The organism is Streptomyces sp. NBC_01431 (genome assembly GCF_036231355.1).
Taxonomy (GTDB): Bacteria; Actinomycetota; Actinomycetes; order Streptomycetales; family Streptomycetaceae; genus Streptomyces.
Genome location: NZ_CP109497.1, coordinates 608,918 through 626,169, shown reverse-complemented (window position 1 = coordinate 626,169; position 17,252 = coordinate 608,918). Strand labels below are relative to the sequence as shown.

Genomic DNA, 17,252 nt, shown 5'->3' with positions numbered 1-17,252 from the left:
GTCGGCCATGTTCACATTCCCCTTACTCGCGCCATTTTGCATTATGCAAACCTTGTCAAGGGGAGGCATCCCAGGATGCTCCATGCGACCGCCAAAGAGGCTCCGACCTGCACCGATATCGATAGCCATGGACAGCACCTGAACGCATGTTTAGCATGCTATACATGCGTTCAATCTCCGACGACCGGACCGCTCGGGCAGTCATCCGGGACGAGGCCCTGAGGCTCTTCTCCGAGCGCGGACCCGAAGCGGTGACCGTGCGGCAGATCGCCACCGCCGCAGGCGTCTCGGCCGGGCTCGTCGTGCACCACTTCGGCTCGAAGGACGGCCTGCGCGAAGAGGTCGACCAATACGTCCTGGCGACCTTCGAGGCGATGCTGGCCGAGCTGACCGGCGAAGGCGGGGCCGACCTGCTCGACCCGCAGGCCCAGACCGGGTCCCTGAGCGAGGTGATGGCCCGGCACCTGCCCGCCGAGTCCCCGCTGCCCGGCTATCTGCGCTGCCTGCTGCTCTCCGACACGGAGGCAGGCCGCCTGCTGTTCCGCCGCCTGTACGGGCTCAGCACGGCCGCCCTAGCCGGACTCACGCAGGCCGGACTCGCCGCACCCGGCCGCGACCCCGCCGCACGCGCGGCGTTCCTGCTCGCCAACGACCTGGCCCTGTTCCTGCTCCGCGACCGGATCGCCGACGTGCTCGGCACCGACCCCCTGTCGGCCGAGGGCATGGCCCGCTGGGCCCCCGAAATGCTCAGCATCTACGCGGGCGGACTGACCGCCGCACCCGGCACGGACGCACCCGAAGGAGAACCACCGGAAGGAGAACCGTCGTGACCACCACCATCGCCGCGCCCGCCCTCGAAGCCCACGACCTCCACAAGGCATACAGCAGGCACCGCGTGCTGCGCGGCGCGGACCTCACGGTCGACCGCGGCCAGTTGGTCGCCGTCGTCGGCGAGAACGGCACGGGCAAGTCCACCCTCCTCAAGACTCTCGCCGGGACGCTGCCGGCAGACCGCGGCGAGATCAGGCTCACCGGGCGCCTCGGCTACTGCCCCCAGGATCCGGTCCTCAACCACAACCTCACAGTCGACCAGCACCTGCGCTACTTCGCCGCCGCCTACCACCTGCCGGACCTGACCCACGGCCACGAGCTGGTGGCCCGGCTCGGCTACGGGCAGTACGCGAACACGACCGCCGGGAAGCTGTCGGGCGGCACCCGGCAGAAGCTCAACCTCACCCTCGCCCTGCTGCACGACCCCGACGTCCTGCTCCTCGACGAGCCGTACCAGGGCTTCGACTGGGAAACCTACCTCCGGTTCTGGGACCTGGTCGCGGACCTCCGCTCGCGCGGCAAAGCCATCGTCGTCATCACCCATCTCGTCTTCGAGCAGGACCGGTTCGACACACTGGCCGACCTCGTCGACGGCCGGCTCACCCCGCGCACGACGACAAAGGCGGCCGGCCATGCCGACGCCTGAACCCGCCACTGCCACTCAACTGCCCGCACCATCAGGGCAGTTCACCACCGCCCTGCGGTTCTGCCTGCGCGACCAGACCCGCAACCGCCTCGCCGGACTCCTGCTCGTCCTCTTCGTGCCCGCCTGGTACCTGATGATGGTCACCCTGGCCGGACACCAGCCCCTCGACTTCAAACTGTTCGCCACCGGACGGGTCCTGCGCGTCGACGGCGGCCACCTGACGCTGATCTCGGCCGGCCTCAACTCCCTCACCATGATCAGCGGGTTCGTCGTCTTCGATGCCGTCCGCACATCCCTCGCCTTCGACCGGCGGCTCGTCCACGCCGGATACCGCCAACCCGTCCTGATCGGCGCCAAGATGCTGGCCGTCGCGCTGATCGCCACGGCCGTCGCCGGCTACTCCGCGCTGGTCCTGCTGCCGTTCTGGCAGCCCTCACCCATCGGCTGGCTCACGATCCTGGCGGCCTTCACCGCCATAGCCCTCACCTACGGCGCCCTCGGCCTGCTCCTCGGCGTCCTGGTCCGCAGCGACCTCGAAGGCTTCTTCCTCATCATCATGGGCAGCCTGATGGACACCTTCCTGCAGAACCCGCTCGGCAACCCGATCGCCAACAAGCCGGTTCTGGAATGGTTTCCGTCCTTCGGGCCCATGCAGTTCGCCGTCGGCGGCGCCTTCGCCCGCACCGCCCTGTGGGGTCACCTCGCCCTCGGGCTGTTGTGGGCGGCCGGGTTCGCCACGATGGGACTGGCCGTCTTCCGCCACCGCACCCGGAGGCTCACGCGCATACTCAGTCGCGCATGACCGGCGGACAGACCTCGTTGGGCGCGTCTGCCGCTGCGGATGCCGACCGGAGTACGAAGGTTCAGGACATCGGGTAGGGGAAGCGCCCGTCGAAGGATCCGGGGCACGAGGAGTCCCGGCGTCCTCGCGCGGCTGCCCACGGCCCCCTCCGTGTCCACGCATTCACGTAACGTGGCGAGATCCCTGCGCGGTGCTGGAGCTCCTGGTCGGATCCGTCCGCCCATGCGGCAGTCCGTGGCATGCGCAGGGCCTGTCTGCAGCGGGGAGTTCCCCCATCGGATACGCATCGGCTGCCAAATAGTTCGGTATCCGATGTAACCTCGCTTCGTACAGAGTCGTGCCTCAGGGGTGGAGGACTCCATGGGTGGTGACACGAAACCGCGACGGGCACGGTCGCGGTCCTGGCCGGTGCTGCTGACGCAGGAGCGGGCGCGGCCGGACCGAATACGGGAGCGGCCGGGTGCCTGGTGGCTGGCTGTGGCCACGGTGTGTTTCGGCGCGTTCATGGGCCAGCTCGACGCCAGCATCGTCACCCTCACTTACGGCAGCCTGCGCGGCGAGTTCCGTGCTTCGCTCGCGGCGGTCGAGTGGGTCTCGCTCGCCTACCTCCTCGCGCTGGTCGCGCTGCTGATCCCGGCGGGACGGCTCTCGGACGCGCACGGGCGGAAGCTGTTCTACCTGTACGGGTTCGTGGTGTTCACCGCCGCGTCTGCGGCCTGCGGTCTCGCTCCCTCTCTGGCGACGCTGGTTGTCTTCCGTGTGGTCCAGGCGGCCGGGGCGGCGATGATGCAGGCCAACAGCGTGGCCCTAGTGACCACGAGCGCCCCCCGCGGCAAGATGCGGACCGCGCTCGGGGTGCAGGCGGCCGCCCAGGCCCTCGGTCTCGCGCTCGGTCCGACGGTCGGCGGAGCCCTGGTCTCGGCGGTCGGGTGGCGCTGGGTGTTCGGCATCAATGTGCCCATCGGGATCATCGCGCTGGTCGCCGGGCACTATCTGCTGCCGCGCACCCGCAGTCACAACAGGGCAGACCGGTTCGACTGGCCCGGTCTCGCGCTGCTGTCGGTGGCGACCACCAGCCTGCTGCTCGGGGTCTCGGCGGCGTCCGGGCTTCCCGTGCCGCCTTGGGCGGTGGCGCTGCTGTTCACGACCGCGGCCGGGGCGGACTGGGCCTTCGTCCAGCGCCAGCTGCGGGCCCCGGCCCCGCTCCTCGACCTGACTCTGCTGCGCGCCCGGGCGGTCTCGACCGGCCTGGCGGGTGCGCTGTGCGGATATCTGGTGCTGTTCGGGCCGCTGGTCCTGGTACCCGAGGCGCTGGTGGAGGCGGGCGGGTCGGAGCTGACGGCGGGCCTGGTGCTGACCGCGCTGCCCGCCGGGTTCGCGCTGGCAGCGACCGTGGCGGACCAGGTGCTGCCGCGCGCGGTCTCCGACCGGGGCCGCTGCCTGCTGGGCGCGGCCATATGCGCGGGCACGCTGGGCGCCATGCTGGTCCTGCCCGCCACGGCCGGATGGCTGGTGCCGCAGCTGGCCGTGCTCGGCGTGGGGCTGGGAACGTTCACCCCAGCCAACAACACCCTGGTGATGGGCGCCATCCCGGCCAACTGCTCCGGCACCGGCGGCGGCCTGGTCAACATGGCCCGCGGCCTGGGCACCGCCCTCGGCGTCGCCCTGGTCACCCTTCAACTCCACCTCGCCGGCGACGGGGCAGGACGAGATGGCTGGCTGCGCGCCATCGCCGTACTCGCGGCTGCAGCGGGCATCATGCTCGTAGCGGCATGGCTGTCACCGGCGGGGCGACGCACCGCATCGGAAGGCTCGAGGCAGGAATGAGTACCCCGGTGAGCAGGGCTCGGCCCGGGGTGTCCGTCAGCGCCGTGGCAGGAAAGCCGAATGCATGAGTGGGCGCAGGGCTGGCGCGGGGATGCCCTGGCCGCCGGAGCGGACACGCTCATTGCGGCCGGTCTGCTGATCGCGGCCGTCACCCTCCAGGTTCGGTGGCTGGCCGGGCTGTCAGGAGTGTGGGCCATCCTCGCTCTGCGGCAGAGCTGGCTCACGGTACGGGCCCGCCGCACCCGGTGAGCCCAGTCAGAAACCTCTGCCGGGGCCGCAGTCAACACCGTCAGGAGCAGTCCCGCCCACCCGGGCCTTGGGCGGGTGGGCGGGACTTTGTTCAGGGGCGGCTGAACGTTGCGAGCAGCATCCGGCAGCGTTCGCGTACGGGATGAATGAGCCGCTCAGTGAGTGAGGCGACAAGTCCCACGGCGAGCGCGTACTGCAGCGGTGCCTGGGTGGTGGCCAGGAAGGTGAGCAGTATGACGGCGGCCGGCCCCGGGCCGGAGGCGAGCACGCTGCGGATCTCTGCCCAGCGGGCCACGACCAGCTTGCAACCGATCACGGCCACCAAAGCGCCGATCACGGGCAGCGGGATGTACCCGGCAAGCGGGCCCGCGGTCGCGACCAGCAGAGCCAGCAGCACGCCGGAGATGATGCCGGCCCATCGGGTGCGGGCCCCGGCGGCCTGGGCCACCCCGGTGCGCGAGAGGGATCCGCCCGCGGGCAGGGCCTGGAAGAACGCTCCGGCCACATTGGCCGCGGCCTGCGCGCAGATGTCCCCGCCAGCCGAGACCGGCATACCGGGCGGGACGTGGGAGGCGGGGAGGCTGCGGGGAATGCCCGCAGCCTGGGCCAGCGCGACCACCGCCACCGCACAGGCCCCCGGCACCAGGCGGGGCAGCGCGCTCCAGGCAGGCAGCGACAGTCCCGGCAGCCCGGCCGGGATGGGACCCAACGAACTCGCCAGCGCCACCGGTGCGCCCCAGCCTGTGACGGCGGCGGTCGCGGCCACCAGGGCCAACAGCACGGCCAGCGAGCGCAGCCGCGGGTGCCGGTGGGCCAGCGCCCACACGACCACCGCCGCCGCGGACGCCGCGGTGGCGGACGCGGACCACATCCCGATGTTCGCCGCCCAGTCGAGCAGGTGCGTCAGCCGGTTGTGGTGGCCGCTGCGATATTCCGTGGCGTCGTCCACGGCCCCGGCGATGATCTGCACGGCGATGCCGACCGAGAAGCCGGTCATCGCCGCAGTCGACACCAGTCGCAGCAGCGAGCCCAGGCGCAGGAGCGCGAACAGGGCCATGCACACCCCGACCGCGACGGTCAGTGCCGCCACATTGGCCGGGTCCATCGGATCGAGGCCCGAGGCGAGCAGTGCCGAGCGCGAGGTGAGTGCGATGGCACTGGTCAGCGTCGTGACCATGAGCGCGGTGCGGGCGAACACGGAACCCACCACGGCGGGCACCGCCCCCGCATACAGCCCGGCGACCGGATTGAACCCGGCGATCGCCGCATACGCCATCCCCTCCGGCACACTGAACAGCGCGGTGATCGCCCCGGCCGACACATCCGCCCTCGCCGGACGCCCCAGCCACCCCCGCAGCCGTCCGGCGCGGGAGCCGGCGGTCTTCACGCCGGCCCCACTCGCCGGACTGTCCCCGCCGGGCTCACGCGTACACGTGCCGGAGGCCCGGGCGCACGCCGCCCCGCACTGATGGTCCATGCAAGCCTCCCGGTGATACGGCCAACGGCCGACCAGAACGCACACCCCCTGGACAGGAAGTCCTGATCAGCATCCCGACCGTCAGCCACAGCTGTCCCCGACCAGAGACAAAATTAGACACTTTGTGTGGAATTACGCGTTACGGTCTTGCATATGCCGCACCGTGGCGTGTACACGCCCGCCCGGGAGGGGCTGGCGGGCTCCGTGCTACGACCGCTGCAGCCGGGGGTAGGCGGGACGGCCGGTGAGTAGCCGCTGGATGAGGAAACCGGCGGCGAGGGTGGCGGCTCCCGCGGCGGCGTCGGCGAGGAAGTGGTTGGCGGTCGCCAGGATGACCGTGAAGGTGGCCAGCGGGTACAGGACGCCGAGGACCCTGACCCAGGTGCGGCGGGCCAGGAAAGCCAGAGCAAGGCCCGCCCAGGCGGACCAGATGATGTGCACCGACGGCATCGCGGCGTACTGGTTCGACATCGACGCCACATCCCCGGAGGCCCACGAGCCCCAGGTGTGATGCTTGACCACGGTGTCGATGAAGCCCTCTGCGGCCAGGAAGCGGGGAGGCGCCAGCGCACAGAAAATGAACCCCATGAGGGCGAGCAGGGTCGCGGCGTACAGGGCGGTGCGCGCCGAGCGGTAACGGGCCGGATGACGGGTGTAGAGCCAGACCAGGACTCCGATGGTGACGATGAAGTGCAAGGTGGCGTAGTAGTAGTTCATGCCCACCACCAGCCACGTCACCTTGTCGGCCGCGTGGTTGACAGCCAGCTCGACGTTCAGGTGCAGGGCACGTTCCGCGTCCCAGATCAGATGAGCGCGGTGCAGGGCTGCCCCGCGCTCGGCGGGAACAGCATTGCGGGACCGGGTGTACGCCCAGTAGCCGACTGCCGTGAACACCAGCTCCACCCACAGCCGGGGCCGGTCCAACGGACGCAGCCGGGCCGGCAGCAGCGGCCCCAGCCCCCGCCGGACGGGTGCAAGGTTCGTTGCGGTACTGGTCACTTGGACTCCCCCTCCGGCCCGTCGACGGCCGGTTCTCTGTCCTGCGGCGAGTCGGCCGCCTGAAGAGACTGCGGCGTATCGCCGCCCGCTGCACCCTTCGCCATGTCCCCTGTCAGCCTGTCAGGTCCTGGGCCGCTGGACGCAGTGCGGCGGGTGACATGGAGGTAGAGGAGCGCCCCGGCGAACAGTGCAGCTGAGACGCAGTCGTTCAGCCGCAGTCCCAGGAAGTGGTTGGCGTGGTCGACGCGGAGCGCCTCGATCCAGGCGCGGCCCGCGGTGTAGGCCAACACGTAGCAGGCGAACAGCCGCCCCCGGCGCGGCCGGTAGCGCCGGTCGAGCCAGAGCAGCAGCGCCATCACACCGAGGTCCCACAGCGACTCGTAGAGGAACGTCGGGTGGTAGAAGGCAACGGTGGGGCTGTCGGCGGGCCGGTGCGCCGGGTCGATGAGGAGCTTCCACGGCAGCGAGGTGGGACCGCCGAACAGCTCCTGGTTGAAGTAGTTGCCCCACCGCCCGATCGCCTGCGCGAGGACGAGACCGGGCGCGGCAGCGTCGGCGAAGTCCGCCAGCTGGATGCCGCGCCGGCGGCAGCCGATCCACGCCCCCACCGCGCCGAGCGCGACGGCACCGGGAATGCCCAGGCCGCCGTCCCAGATGTACAGCGCGCGGATGGGCTGCTGCCCGGCGGTGAAGTACAGCTCCGGGTCGGTGATCACGTGGTAGAGACGGCCGCCGAGCAGCCCGAACGGCACCGCCCACACCGCGATGTCCGCGATGTCTTCACGGTTGCCGCCGCGCGCGGCCCAGCGCCGCCCGGTCAGCCACACCGCGACAAAGACACCGGTGATGATGCACAGGGCAAACGCGCGGACCGGCACCGGCCCCAGATGCCACACCCCCTGCGAAGGGCTTGGCAGATACGCCAGGGACATGAAGTGACCACTCTCGCCGCACGGATCCGGCCCAGGGCCAGTCAGGACCGCACGACAATACATCGGCCACCGAACTGTACGGACCCCGGACTGTTGTCTGGCTATCCTGGCTCCATGTCCTCGCCGACCCGTTCCGCACTGCCCGCCCCCGCCCGGGGTGACGACGCATCGGACGCCCGACAGCTCACCGAGGCCGTCACCCGGCTGCGTCGCGCGCTGCGCGCCTCGATACGGACCGACTACCCGTGGGAGACCCTGCCCATGGCCCAGGTCGAACTCCTCCAGGTCCTCGCCGAGCACTCCCCGGTCCGCGTCAGCGACCTCGCCGCCCGCCAGCGCCTGGCTACCAGTACGGTCAGCGGACTCATCGGCCAGATGATCACGAACGGACTCGTCACCCGCGACGTCGACCCCAACGACCGCCGCGCCTCCGTCGTCGCCCTGACCGATGCCGGACATACCCAGCTCACCGCTTGGACCAATGCCCACGAACGCCGCCTCGACGTAGCCCTCGACACTCTCGACGAAACCGACCGCGCCACGGTCCGCGCAGCCCTGCCCGCCCTCCTGCGCATCGCCACGCAACTCGAACAGGGCACCTGATCACTTCCTGGCTGGCCGTCCGAGCGCTGGACAGGGGGATCGCGCTGCTTTACCGGCGAGCCATACGCCTGCGGCGCAGCGCCATCGCGCCGCTCCCCGAGACGGGCCACGAAGCACCGCCGCTGCGCGTCGCACACACCGCCCTGGCCGGAATCGCGGCACAAGACGCACAGCTGGAATAGCTCCCCTTCCGGATTCCAGGACACCAAGCGGGTCACGGAGTGGCCACCAGCAGATCAACCACGTAGGTCTCTTCCGCCACCCCGTTAGGGAGACGGATGGCGTCGCGGTCGTCGGGACGCACCCAAGAAGTCGGCTTCACGCCGCAGTGGTGCGCGATCCTCTGGTGCTGCTCTCGGATCCATGGCACGTCGAAGGCGGTGGTGTTCCACCAGATCGCGAGCGCGCCGCCCGGACGCAGGATCCGCAGCGCCTCCGGGACCGCGCGGGCGGTGTCGGTCCACGGCCAGGACTGGGCGTAGGTGATGACGTCGGGGGAGGCATCCGCGAGGGGAGGGCGTTGCCGTCACCTCCGAAGACCGGCACATCCGGGAGCAGGGTGTGGAAACTTGGCGGACATGGCGTCGCCCGGCTCAACGGCGATCACCTCGGCCCCGCGCCCGCGCAGCAGCGCGGTGGCGATTCCGGTGCCCGCGCCGATAGTCGGCAGCGCGGGCACGCGCCAGGGGGACGGCTCGTGAACTCGATGAAGTCAAAGAGTTCGGGCGGCTACGAGGGGCGGCTGGCCGCGTATTGGTCAGCAGCCGCGTTGAACGAATGGGCGCGCGAGCCAGCAGTCATCCCCCCCCCCTCATCGCCCCTGCCTCACCGCCCGCCCTGGTGATCGCTTCCTGTCACACCACCAGCAAACCGTCTCAGGCACTCCCCGCCGCGCACACCTCCTCATGAAGCTGCACGATTCGCCAAACGAACCACCGAACTCGTCCGCAACACAGCCATGTTGCATACGAGTTCGGGGCTCAGTGGGGCGTCGGCGGCGGCCGGCCCGTAGTCGACGCGGAGCCAGTGGCGCACCAGCTCCATGTGGCAGGAGAAGCCGATCACGAGGGCGCACACCTTGGACGACGTGACCTCGTGCCCTGCCCCAGGAACGTCCCCGCTCGGCACAGAGCAGATCGAGCCAGGCTGATCACCCCCGCGAATCCTTCCACGAATGTGCGCGCAACTTGAGCACAGAAGCCAGGGCCAGGCCGCATCGGTCTCTCCGTGCAAGCCGTCAGCAGCACCGTGCCACTACGTGCCATCCAGGGGGGTAAACAGCGGTTACCAGAGGCCCCGTCCGATCAGCCGCGACGCATCCATGTCGCCAGCGTTTCCGCAGATCAGAGGCCACATTGGCCTCTCAAGTGCCGCGCGATTGCCGGTGCTCAGGGCTGCAAGTCCCGCAGCCGCGCGCCCTCCACCTCGTGTGGGCAGATGCGATACGGCGTACTGAAGCGGGAGAACGCGGGTAACGGCACGCCCGTCGTGGGGTGTCAGGAGGGCCGCGTCGCGGGGCGACGGCGGGGCGGATACTGACCTCTGCGCTTCAGGGTGACGCTTATTACGTCCTTCGGCGCGCTGTCGCCTATATCGGTGGGGTGCCGGCGTATGAGCTTGATCCCTTTTCGTTCTGGCCACTGGATACCGATGCAGCGGCCGGTCAGGATAGGCGGGATGAAGCCACGCACCACATCCGGCAGGGGACAGTTGGACCCAGTAGCTGAGTCAGTCGCCGTCTACAGCGACCATGCCGACGACTACGCGGCGGTTCACGCTCCGAAGATGGGGGATCGCGTCGAGCGGTTCGCAGCGTCCTTGCCTGCGCCTTCGCTGATCCTCGACGCCGGATGCGGTCCGGGCCGCGACCTTGCGCGATTCCAAAAGTATGGGCACGTGGTGCGTGGTGTGGATCTCAACCCGGTGTTCGTGGCGATGGCCAACGCCCACGCGCCCACCTCCCAGTGCGACCTGCGCGAGGTCGCGACGCGGTTCCCGACCGGAACGTTCGATGGGATCTGGGCCTCCGCCTCGCTTGTCCACCTCGACAGGGTGGACGCGACGGACGTGCTGGGGCAGTTCGCCGGGCTGCTGCGGCCTGGGGGCAGGATGTACGTGTGTCTCAAGGCCACAGGCCGCACGGGATGGCTTGACGAACCTGACGCCCGGCGGTGGTACACGGTCTGGGACCCCGACGAGTTCGCCTCCGCTGTGGCCGGTGCGGGATTCGCCGTCGACTCTGTGGACCGGGGCCCGTACGTCGAGGTCTGGGCCGCCCGCAGCGGCTGACCTCCAGGATCGGGCGGTGCCGGGAGGACAGGCAGCATATCCAGGAGTTGCGCTATCCGGATGGGCAGCCTGACGCCCGACAGCGGTCCCGGCGTGAGCAAGCACGCTTCGAGACGGCCGAGTTACTGACCTTGGCTCATTGGGGCGAAGGTGCGGTGTCTGGGGTGAGGCCGGTTCCGGCGATGAAGCCGCCGAGGGTGCCGGGCCGGTACTGGAAGCGTTTGAGCCGGTTGCGGACGAGTGTCTCCAGACGGTCGAGGGCGACGACAGCGAGGTTGGCCAGACTGTGTTTGACGTGTGCCCATACCCACTCGACGGGATTCAGGTCGGGCGAGTATGCAGGCAGCAGGAACACCGTCAGCCACTCGCGCTCGTCGATCAACTTCCGCATGGCACGGGAGACATGGGTGTTGAGCCGGTCCCAGACCAGCACGATCGGCGCCTTGAGGAGCTGATGGGCGCCGTCGATCAGCGCGATGAAGTCGCGTTCGCCCATGCTGCGGCGCTTGCCCTTGCCCGATGGGTGACAGATCAGCCGGTGGCACAGTCGGGTGCGCGAGCCTGGCCGCATCGCGATCAGCCCGGCCACCGACAACCGCCCCGAGCGGCGTCCGCTGACCGTGACGACCGGTGTCACGCCGCGCCGGCCCCAGGTGCGTCCTTTGGGCGGCTTGCGGGTGAAGCCTGCCTCGTCCTCGAAGCAGAGGTAGCCCCCGCAGGCCGCCCGAGCCCTTTTACCTCGGCCCAGGTCGCCTCCTTCCACACGGTGACGGCCTGCTCGTCGCGCTCGGCCACCCTCCGGGCGGGCACCTGCGGGGAGAACCCGAGCCGGTGCATCAGCCGTGTCGCGCCGACGACGCTGTAGGAGACGTGGAACTTCCTGCCGATCAGCATGGCCACCCGAGCGGCGGTCCACACCTGGTCCTCCACCCAGCCGTGCGCGGCCGGTCCCTCATCGAGGTACATGGCCAGCTTCTCTAGGCAGCGCGGGGACAGACGGCACCGCGCCCCGCTCGCGCCACGCGAGGCCAGGCCCTGCACACCGCCCTCCCGCCACAGCTGATGCCACCGGTAGGCCGATTTTCGGCTCACCCGAAGCCGCCGTGCGACCTCCGGCGGTTTGATCTTCTGCTCGAACAGCTCAGCCGCCTGCATCCGAAGCGACTCCCGGCGCTGACGCCCCGCGACGGTCAGCCCACCCCCATCCGCGTATCTCACACACCCCGGAATACAGCCAACACCCCAGCCCCATCAGGAACTTCGGCGAAGATCACCCTGACGAGCCGAAGTCAGTAATCCCGACACTCATGATCAGCTACTTGGCGGCACGTTCGGGAGGCTGGTCGAACGTCAACCCGTACTGCACCATCCGCCTGGACGTGGGGAAGCGCCTCGACCTGGGACCGGATGCCACCGTGCCACGACTCCGCGCATCGGCGGACACCGTCGACCGATCGACCACGGAGATCCTGCTGGCCAAATGTGGGGTTATGCGGCGAGGGTGAGGTCGAGGCGGGCGAGGTGGCTGGTGCGGGTGTGGTCGAGGGGCTGACCGTTCCACCAGGCGTCGAGGCGGATCAGGTTGAGGGCGACGGCGGAGTAGACGTGTTCGAGATGGGTCTTGCCGAGGCTGCGGTAGCGGGCTCGGCGGCTGCCGGTGACCGCCATGGCCTGGCGAATGGTGCCCTCGACGCCGGCCCGCAGGGCGTATTTCGCCTGCCATTCAAGAGTTTCCTGGGCGGTGTGATTGGCCTCGACGAGTTCCTGCAAGGGGCGTGGCCTCAGGGTGAGTTGACGGCCCCAGCGGGTGGCTTTGGTGCAGAGAGCCCTGGCCGGGCAGGGGCCGCAGTCGGCCTGGTCAAAGCGGACCACGACCATGTCGCGGCCCTTGTGCTGGGTCGGGCTCCAGAAGCGGCTGGTGGCACCCTGGGGGCAGGTGGCCCGGCGGACGTCCCAGTCGATGGTGAAGGCTTCGCGCTGGTAGGCAGTGTTCTCCTGGTGGAGGCGGGAGGTCCCGGTCAGCAGTGGTGTGACCAGGGTGATGCCGAAGGTGGTGTGAGCGCCGACGATGAGTTCGGCGCTCGCGTAGCCGGAGTCGAGGTAGTGCTCGGCGGGCAGCAGGCCCCGGGCGGCAAGGGCCTGGTGGACGGGCTCGACGAGCTTCACATCCGGCACGGTCGCATCGGTGGTCGCGACGTGGGTGATCATGTTGGGGACCGGAGGACGTGCCCGCCGTCCAGTGTGCGACGTCTGGTCATCGGGCCGGGCCGGGTGACAGACCTCGCTGATGTGCAGTTTGTACCCGGTCCAGTGCAGATCTCGCTTGGTGCCGTAACGGGCGTCGAGGTCATAGGGCGAAGTCAGACGCAATCTGCCGGGCGGGAGACCGTCCTTGTCCGCCTCCCGCCGCTTGGCCACCTCCGACCCGCCGCTGTCCGTGGCGATCAGGTAGTTCTGCACAGTGATCTGCCGCAGCACCTGGATCGCGGGCAGCTCCCGCAGCCACATCGGTGTGGATGGGCGATAGACCGCCTTCAGGAGAGCCACCGCGTCGCGGCCGTAGTCCAGGGCGAGTTCGTCCCGCTGAGCCTGGGAGCCGGGCGGGCGCCAGGACGCATCGATGCGCCGCCCGTAACGCCGGTTCCACTCACGGACCTCCAGTGCCTGAGCCACCCAGGTGGGATCCGCGGCGGACAGCGCCTCCAGCGCAGCCCGCACACTCTCCCCGGCCAGCTCCAACCGGTTCAACTCCCGCACTGCCGCGAGTACATGAGTGGAATCGGTACGCTGTTTGCCACCGGCCTTGACCAGGCCCTTCTCCTTGAGTGCCACCACGAGGAGATCCAGCACCCGCTCCTCCAGGCCGTGCTCGACCACCCGGGTGCGGAACTCCGAGAGCACCGAGGCATCGAAGCCCACGTCCTCCAGCTCCAGGCCCAGACAGTACTTCCACGACAGGTCGAACCGGACCCGCTGAACGGCGGCGCGGTCGGTCAGGTTCTCCGCCATCTGCAGCACGGTCACCATCGCGAGGCGCCCCGGCGACCATCCGCGCCGACCCCGGCGGCCGAACGCCACGGCGAACTCCGCATCCGCGAACAGCGCGCCGAGCTCATCCCGCACCCGCATCGCCAACGGCGGCGCCCCACGCGCGGCCGCAGCCCGTGCAACCCGCGCCGTGAGCTCGGGGACCTCAGGCCATTCCTCCGGCCGCAACGACATGACTCCCACCCCAGCGGCCGGGAACGACAAGACCGGCCACCACACTGCCAACCACGCCCCCACACCCCAGGACACGACATTTGGCCAGCAGGATCCACGGAGACCTGAAAATGAACGGCACGGCTATGCCGCTGGCCGGTCCGGCGGGGTGACCTTGTCGCCGCCGGGGCCGGATGTCGCCGTCTGTTGGTAGTAGTCGGCGAGGTGCCGTTGGCCAGTGGTCGGGGAGAGCACATCGTGGGTGAGCACGGTGAGCGGGAACTCGACGATCCCGTATACGCGCAGTGGGGTCAGCCGATGCATCAGCACAAGGCCCGTCTTGAGGAGCCCGGCCGGGATGTGGGTGATGCGCGGGGTGGTGCCCAGTGCGTGGAAGGCTTCTTGAGCGATCTGCTCGTGCGTGAGGACGTCAGGCCCGCCGAGCTCGACCTCGTCGGCGTCAGTGGTGAGGGCATCGGCTGCTGCCGCGGCGACATCGGCACCATCGATGGGGTTGATGCGGAAGCGGCCGTCGCCGAAGACGTAGACGCGGCCCTTGCGGGCCATGTTGAGGTACTCGTCGAAGTCGGAGAAGAAGCCGTTCGGGAACAGGATCGTGTACGCCATCCCGGAGCTGCGCAGGTCCTGTTCGAACGCGCGCTTGGCGCGGGTGAGTTGGAGCTTCTCCAGGGCAGGTGCGCGGACCACGGAGGAGTAGACGAATTTGCCGACCCCGGCCCGGCCGGCCTCTTGCAGCAGGTTCCGGTTGGCCCCGTGGTCCACGTCCCAGCAGGTCTGCCTGCTCCTCTTGCCCACGAGCCCGATGGTGCTGACGACCGCGTCGATAGCGTCGCAGCAGCCCGCAAGCACCTCCCGATCGGTGGCATCAGCCGTGAACACGTCGTCGACCGCATCGCGGACCGGCCCCAACCGCGCGGAGTCGCGGGCCAGCGCCCGGACATAGTGCCCGCGACCCTTCAGCTCCCGGACGACATGCCTTCCCAGATAGCCGGTTGAACCAGCGACGAGAACCCTCATTGCTCTGTCTCTTTCGTGTTGTTGGGCGGTGTGGGCAGGATGCTGCGGGTGTCGCCGAAGCCGAAGCGCAGCAGCGGAGCACAGGCATCCCGCAGGATGAGCCGGGTGACCATGCGCTGGATGTTCTGGCCGGCGCGCGCGGCCGGCACCAGCCCGCGGGCGCGGCGCTGGCGCTCAGCGACGAAAGGCCGTAACCGCGCCTCATACGCAGCAAATGCGGCCGCATGGTCACGGGGGTGGGCCGCGAGCGCCTCGGCGAGCAGGTAGCCGCCGGCCATGGCGACCGAGGCGCCCTGGGCGGAGGTGAGCGTCAGCGCGCCGCAGGCGTCGCCGATCAGCGCAACACGGCCGCGGTGCCAGCCGGGCATCTCGATCTGGGTGAGGGTGTCCATGAAAAAGCCGCCGTCCGGGGCGTGCGCGAGCAGCTCAGGGGTGTGCCAGCCAGAGCCGGTGTAGGCCGCCCGCAGCCGGGCGACGCGCTCGGGGCGCGGAATACTGCCGTGCGGCTGGGCCCGGTAGAGGGACAGCGCCACCGAGGTACCGACCGTGTCGGTCGGATACAGCATCGTCTGGCGGCCGGGCTCGGTGAAGTGGGCGCGTACGTCGGTGAGTCCGGCGGTGTCCGGCACCGGATAGCAGGCCATGCTGAAGCCGAGGTGGCGGGTCCAGCGCGGCTCGGAACCGAAGACGAGCTCGCGGGTGCGCGAGTGCACACCGTCGGCGCCCACCAACGCCTCGAAGCCCTCCTGAGTGCCATCGGCGAAGGTCACCTCCACGCCGCCGTCGCTCTGCTGCACCTTGGCGATGCTTCTGCCGGTGGCGGACCTCGACCTTGCCCCGTACGGTGTTGGCGAGGATCTCCTCGAGGGTGGTGTGCATCAGCGCGAGGTACGGGCCGCGCAGCACCTTCTCCGCCAGCTGCCGGTCCAGCCGCGCGGTGACCCGGTCGGCGGCGTCGACGAAGGCGACCGTGTCCACGCGCAGCGGGCGGGCGGCGAGCTGGTCGAGGATGCCCATGCGGCCGGCGATGTCGTAGCCGGTGCCGGACAGGTCGATGCCGTAGCCGCCCAACGGGCCGGCCTGGGCGCGCTCGACGACGGGCGTGTGGGCCGCCTGATCCAGCCAGTAGGCACAGGTCAGTCCGGCAACGCCACCACCGGAGATGAGCACCCTCACGGGCGGTCTCCGATCAGATCGCCGAGCGCGGCCAACGCCTCGTCGACGGGCAGCGACGCGTCCAGTAGCCGGTGCAGCAGGAGCCCGTCCAGCAGCGCGGCGACGACGGTGGCCGCGCCGGTACGTCTCGCCTCGGACCACGACGGGTGGAACTCTCCGAGCCGTTCACCGATCCGCGCCCGTGCCTGGCGCAGCCCGTCACGCACAACCTCGCCCAGCGCCGGATCGCGCAAGGCACCCGCCATCACCTCCACCGCCAGCCGCATCGTCCGGCCGTCGCCGGTCGTGGCCGGAACCAGATCGCGGACGCTGCCTAAAGCGGCGTTAGGGTCCTGGGCCTCCAGAAGGGCGTCGACGACCGGGGTGATGACCTCGTCGCCGGCCTTCCGCGCGATGGCCGCATGCAGGCCGGGCAGGCCTCCGAAGTGGTAGTGGATCAACCCGGTGTTGGTACCGGCCCGCTCCGCCACCGCCCGCGTGGTCACCGCGGGCCAGCCGCCATCCGCCAGCAATGTGACGCCGGCGTTGATCAACTGCTCGCGGCGGCGGTGGCCGCGACCAGAAGTTGCTCGATCGACTAAGTTAGCCATATGGCCAAGTTAGCGCAGCGCACCCCGCGCCGCCAAGTCGTGGGCCTGAGGGGGGTACGGTAGTCCTGCCTCCTCAACCCCGGACCCAGGCTCCAACTCGTCGGTGAACGCCGGCCGGCACTTCCCGGCGGACAGATCGATCCGGCCACCCGACTCAGCCAGGTCGGCCTCCAACAGCATGGCCAGCATCTCCAGATCGACCGCGAGCGGGCGCAGGAGGGGGATCGCCGCATCTCCCATGGCCGTTCGCAACTGGTGCGCCAGTTCCTCGTCGCCCCGAAAGCCGCGCTCCTGGAGTTCGCCGATAAACGAGGCCGCCATCTCCGCAGCCCCCGGCAGGCCCCGCGCCGCGGCCCCGGCCACACCATCGCCGGCCAGCTGCAGCACCTCACGCACGGTTCCACGCTGCAACGCGGCAAGCAGCGCCACCCAGTCCTGAATGTGGAGCGCGCCTCGCACGGCTCGCAGCCCGTCCTCGTCCCATCCTTCGGCCACGGCTCCGACCGTAGCGCGCGCCACCAGGGACGTACGACGCCGAGTCCACCGGTTTCCCGTCGCCCGACGCCGTGGCCGGTGCCGGTCTCACCTGGCA

General features: G+C 69.9%; 16 protein-coding genes and 1 pseudogene. 7 read left to right on the top strand and 10 right to left on the bottom strand.

The features are described from left to right. Window positions 1-164: 164 nt before the first annotated feature. The 5 genes from OG522_RS40245 to OG522_RS40225 all read left to right on the top strand — a co-directional run bounded on the left by OG522_RS40245 (window position 165) and on the right by OG522_RS40225 (window position 4,355). Complete coding sequence (locus tag OG522_RS40245; RefSeq protein WP_329468459.1) at window positions 165-830, top strand: TetR/AcrR family transcriptional regulator; 666 nt, start codon at window positions 165-167, stop codon at window positions 828-830. After that, a complete protein-coding gene (locus OG522_RS40240; RefSeq protein ID WP_329468457.1) occupies window positions 827-1,477 on the top strand; it encodes an ABC transporter ATP-binding protein in 651 nt (216 codons plus the stop codon). Before OG522_RS40245 ends, OG522_RS40240 begins: the two co-directional genes overlap by 4 nt. After that, the gene (locus OG522_RS40235; RefSeq protein ID WP_329468456.1) at window positions 1,464-2,279 is read left to right on the top strand and encodes a hypothetical protein; all 816 of its coding nucleotides are present in this window, start codon (window positions 1,464-1,466) and stop codon (window positions 2,277-2,279) included. Before OG522_RS40240 ends, OG522_RS40235 begins: the two co-directional genes overlap by 14 nt. Before the next feature lie 360 nt (window positions 2,280-2,639). Beyond that, complete coding sequence (locus OG522_RS40230) at window positions 2,640-4,106, top strand: MFS transporter (RefSeq protein WP_329468453.1); 1,467 nt, start codon at window positions 2,640-2,642, stop codon at window positions 4,104-4,106. Window positions 4,107-4,166: 60 nt separating this feature from the next. Then, complete coding sequence (locus OG522_RS40225; protein WP_329468451.1) at window positions 4,167-4,355, top strand: hypothetical protein; 189 nt, start codon at window positions 4,167-4,169, stop codon at window positions 4,353-4,355. A gap of 91 nt (window positions 4,356-4,446) precedes the next feature. Here OG522_RS40225 and OG522_RS40220 read toward each other — a convergent pair whose 3' ends face one another. From OG522_RS40220 to lgt, 3 genes are all read right to left on the bottom strand, one after another. Then, on the bottom strand, window positions 4,447-5,742 hold the full coding sequence (locus OG522_RS40220; RefSeq protein WP_329468449.1) for a SulP family inorganic anion transporter: 1,296 nt from the start codon (window positions 5,740-5,742) through the stop codon (window positions 4,447-4,449). A gap of 297 nt (window positions 5,743-6,039) precedes the next feature. Beyond that, window positions 6,040-6,831 (bottom strand): phosphatase PAP2 family protein, encoded by a 792-nt coding sequence (locus tag OG522_RS40215; RefSeq protein ID WP_329468448.1) that lies wholly within the window; start codon window positions 6,829-6,831, stop codon window positions 6,040-6,042. Then, the gene (lgt, locus tag OG522_RS40210) at window positions 6,828-7,763 is read right to left on the bottom strand and encodes a prolipoprotein diacylglyceryl transferase (protein ID WP_329468446.1); all 936 of its coding nucleotides are present in this window, start codon (window positions 7,761-7,763) and stop codon (window positions 6,828-6,830) included. The genes OG522_RS40215 and lgt overlap by 4 nt, the downstream gene beginning before the upstream one ends. Window positions 7,764-7,877: 114 nt before the next feature. On the opposite strand from lgt, the gene OG522_RS40205 reads away from it, so the two are divergent. Then, a complete protein-coding gene (locus OG522_RS40205; protein ID WP_329468445.1) occupies window positions 7,878-8,366 on the top strand; it encodes a MarR family winged helix-turn-helix transcriptional regulator in 489 nt (162 codons plus the stop codon). Window positions 8,367-8,637: 271 nt separating this feature from the next. On the opposite strand, the pseudogene OG522_RS41490 reads toward OG522_RS40205, so the two are convergent. Next, window positions 8,638-9,167: pseudogene (locus OG522_RS41490) on the bottom strand (class I SAM-dependent methyltransferase); the annotation flags it as partial. Window positions 9,168-9,977: 810 nt separating this feature from the next. Between OG522_RS41490 and OG522_RS40195 the strand changes: the two are divergent. Then, a complete protein-coding gene (locus OG522_RS40195) occupies window positions 9,978-10,655 on the top strand; it encodes a class I SAM-dependent methyltransferase (protein WP_329468444.1) in 678 nt (225 codons plus the stop codon). A 136-nt stretch (window positions 10,656-10,791) separates the two neighbouring features. Here OG522_RS40195 and OG522_RS41485 read toward each other — a convergent pair. The 6 genes from OG522_RS41485 to OG522_RS40160 all read right to left on the bottom strand — a co-directional run bounded on the left by OG522_RS41485 (window position 10,792) and on the right by OG522_RS40160 (window position 17,155). Continuing rightward, window positions 10,792-11,873 (bottom strand): IS630 family transposase gene (locus OG522_RS41485; protein WP_443074875.1). Its coding sequence is split into 2 segments (ribosomal slippage): window positions 10,792-11,372 and window positions 11,372-11,873, totalling 1,083 coding nucleotides; the frame shifts between segments, so codons are not numbered across the junction. A 270-nt stretch (window positions 11,874-12,143) separates the two neighbouring features. Next, entirely contained in the window at window positions 12,144-13,877 is a 1,734-nt protein-coding gene (locus OG522_RS40180; RefSeq protein WP_329468443.1) for an IS1182 family transposase, read from the bottom strand. A gap of 123 nt (window positions 13,878-14,000) precedes the next feature. Next, window positions 14,001-14,894, bottom strand: coding sequence for an SDR family oxidoreductase (locus OG522_RS40175; protein ID WP_329468442.1), 894 nt, complete (start codon window positions 14,892-14,894; stop codon window positions 14,001-14,003). Continuing rightward, window positions 14,891-15,691, bottom strand: coding sequence for an FAD-dependent monooxygenase (locus OG522_RS40170; RefSeq protein ID WP_329468441.1), 801 nt, complete (start codon window positions 15,689-15,691; stop codon window positions 14,891-14,893). Before OG522_RS40170 ends, OG522_RS40175 begins: the two co-directional genes overlap by 4 nt. A 375-nt stretch (window positions 15,692-16,066) precedes the next feature. Beyond that, window positions 16,067-16,660, bottom strand: a complete 594-nt coding sequence (locus OG522_RS40165; protein WP_329468440.1) for a TetR/AcrR family transcriptional regulator — start codon at window positions 16,658-16,660, stop codon at window positions 16,067-16,069. A gap of 9 nt (window positions 16,661-16,669) precedes the next feature. Further along, entirely contained in the window at window positions 16,670-17,155 is a 486-nt protein-coding gene (locus OG522_RS40160) for a hypothetical protein (RefSeq protein WP_329468438.1), read from the bottom strand. Between the last annotated feature and the right edge of the window lie 97 nt (window positions 17,156-17,252).

Bases quoted from the DNA above. Each gene is read 5' to 3' on its own strand.
- OG522_RS40245 (WP_329468459.1), top strand. From the start codon at position 165: ATGCGTTCAATCTCCGACGACCGGACCGCTCGGGCAGTCATCCGGGAC.
- OG522_RS40235 (WP_329468456.1), top strand. From the start codon at position 1,464: ATGCCGACGCCTGAACCCGCCACTGCCACTCAACTGCCCGCACCATCA.
- OG522_RS40230 (WP_329468453.1), top strand. From the start codon at position 2,640: ATGGGTGGTGACACGAAACCGCGACGGGCACGGTCGCGGTCCTGGCCG.
- OG522_RS40225 (WP_329468451.1), top strand. From the start codon at position 4,167: ATGCATGAGTGGGCGCAGGGCTGGCGCGGGGATGCCCTGGCCGCCGGA.
- lgt (WP_329468446.1), bottom strand. From the start codon at position 7,763: ATGTCCCTGGCGTATCTGCCAAGCCCTTCGCAGGGGGTGTGGCATCTG.
- OG522_RS40205 (WP_329468445.1), top strand. From the start codon at position 7,878: ATGTCCTCGCCGACCCGTTCCGCACTGCCCGCCCCCGCCCGGGGTGAC.
- OG522_RS40195 (WP_329468444.1), top strand. From the start codon at position 9,978: ATGAGCTTGATCCCTTTTCGTTCTGGCCACTGGATACCGATGCAGCGG.
- OG522_RS40180 (WP_329468443.1), bottom strand. From the start codon at position 13,877: ATGTCGTTGCGGCCGGAGGAATGGCCTGAGGTCCCCGAGCTCACGGCG.
- OG522_RS40175 (WP_329468442.1), bottom strand. From the start codon at position 14,894: ATGAGGGTTCTCGTCGCTGGTTCAACCGGCTATCTGGGAAGGCATGTC.
- OG522_RS40165 (WP_329468440.1), bottom strand. From the start codon at position 16,660: ATGGCTAACTTAGTCGATCGAGCAACTTCTGGTCGCGGCCACCGCCGC.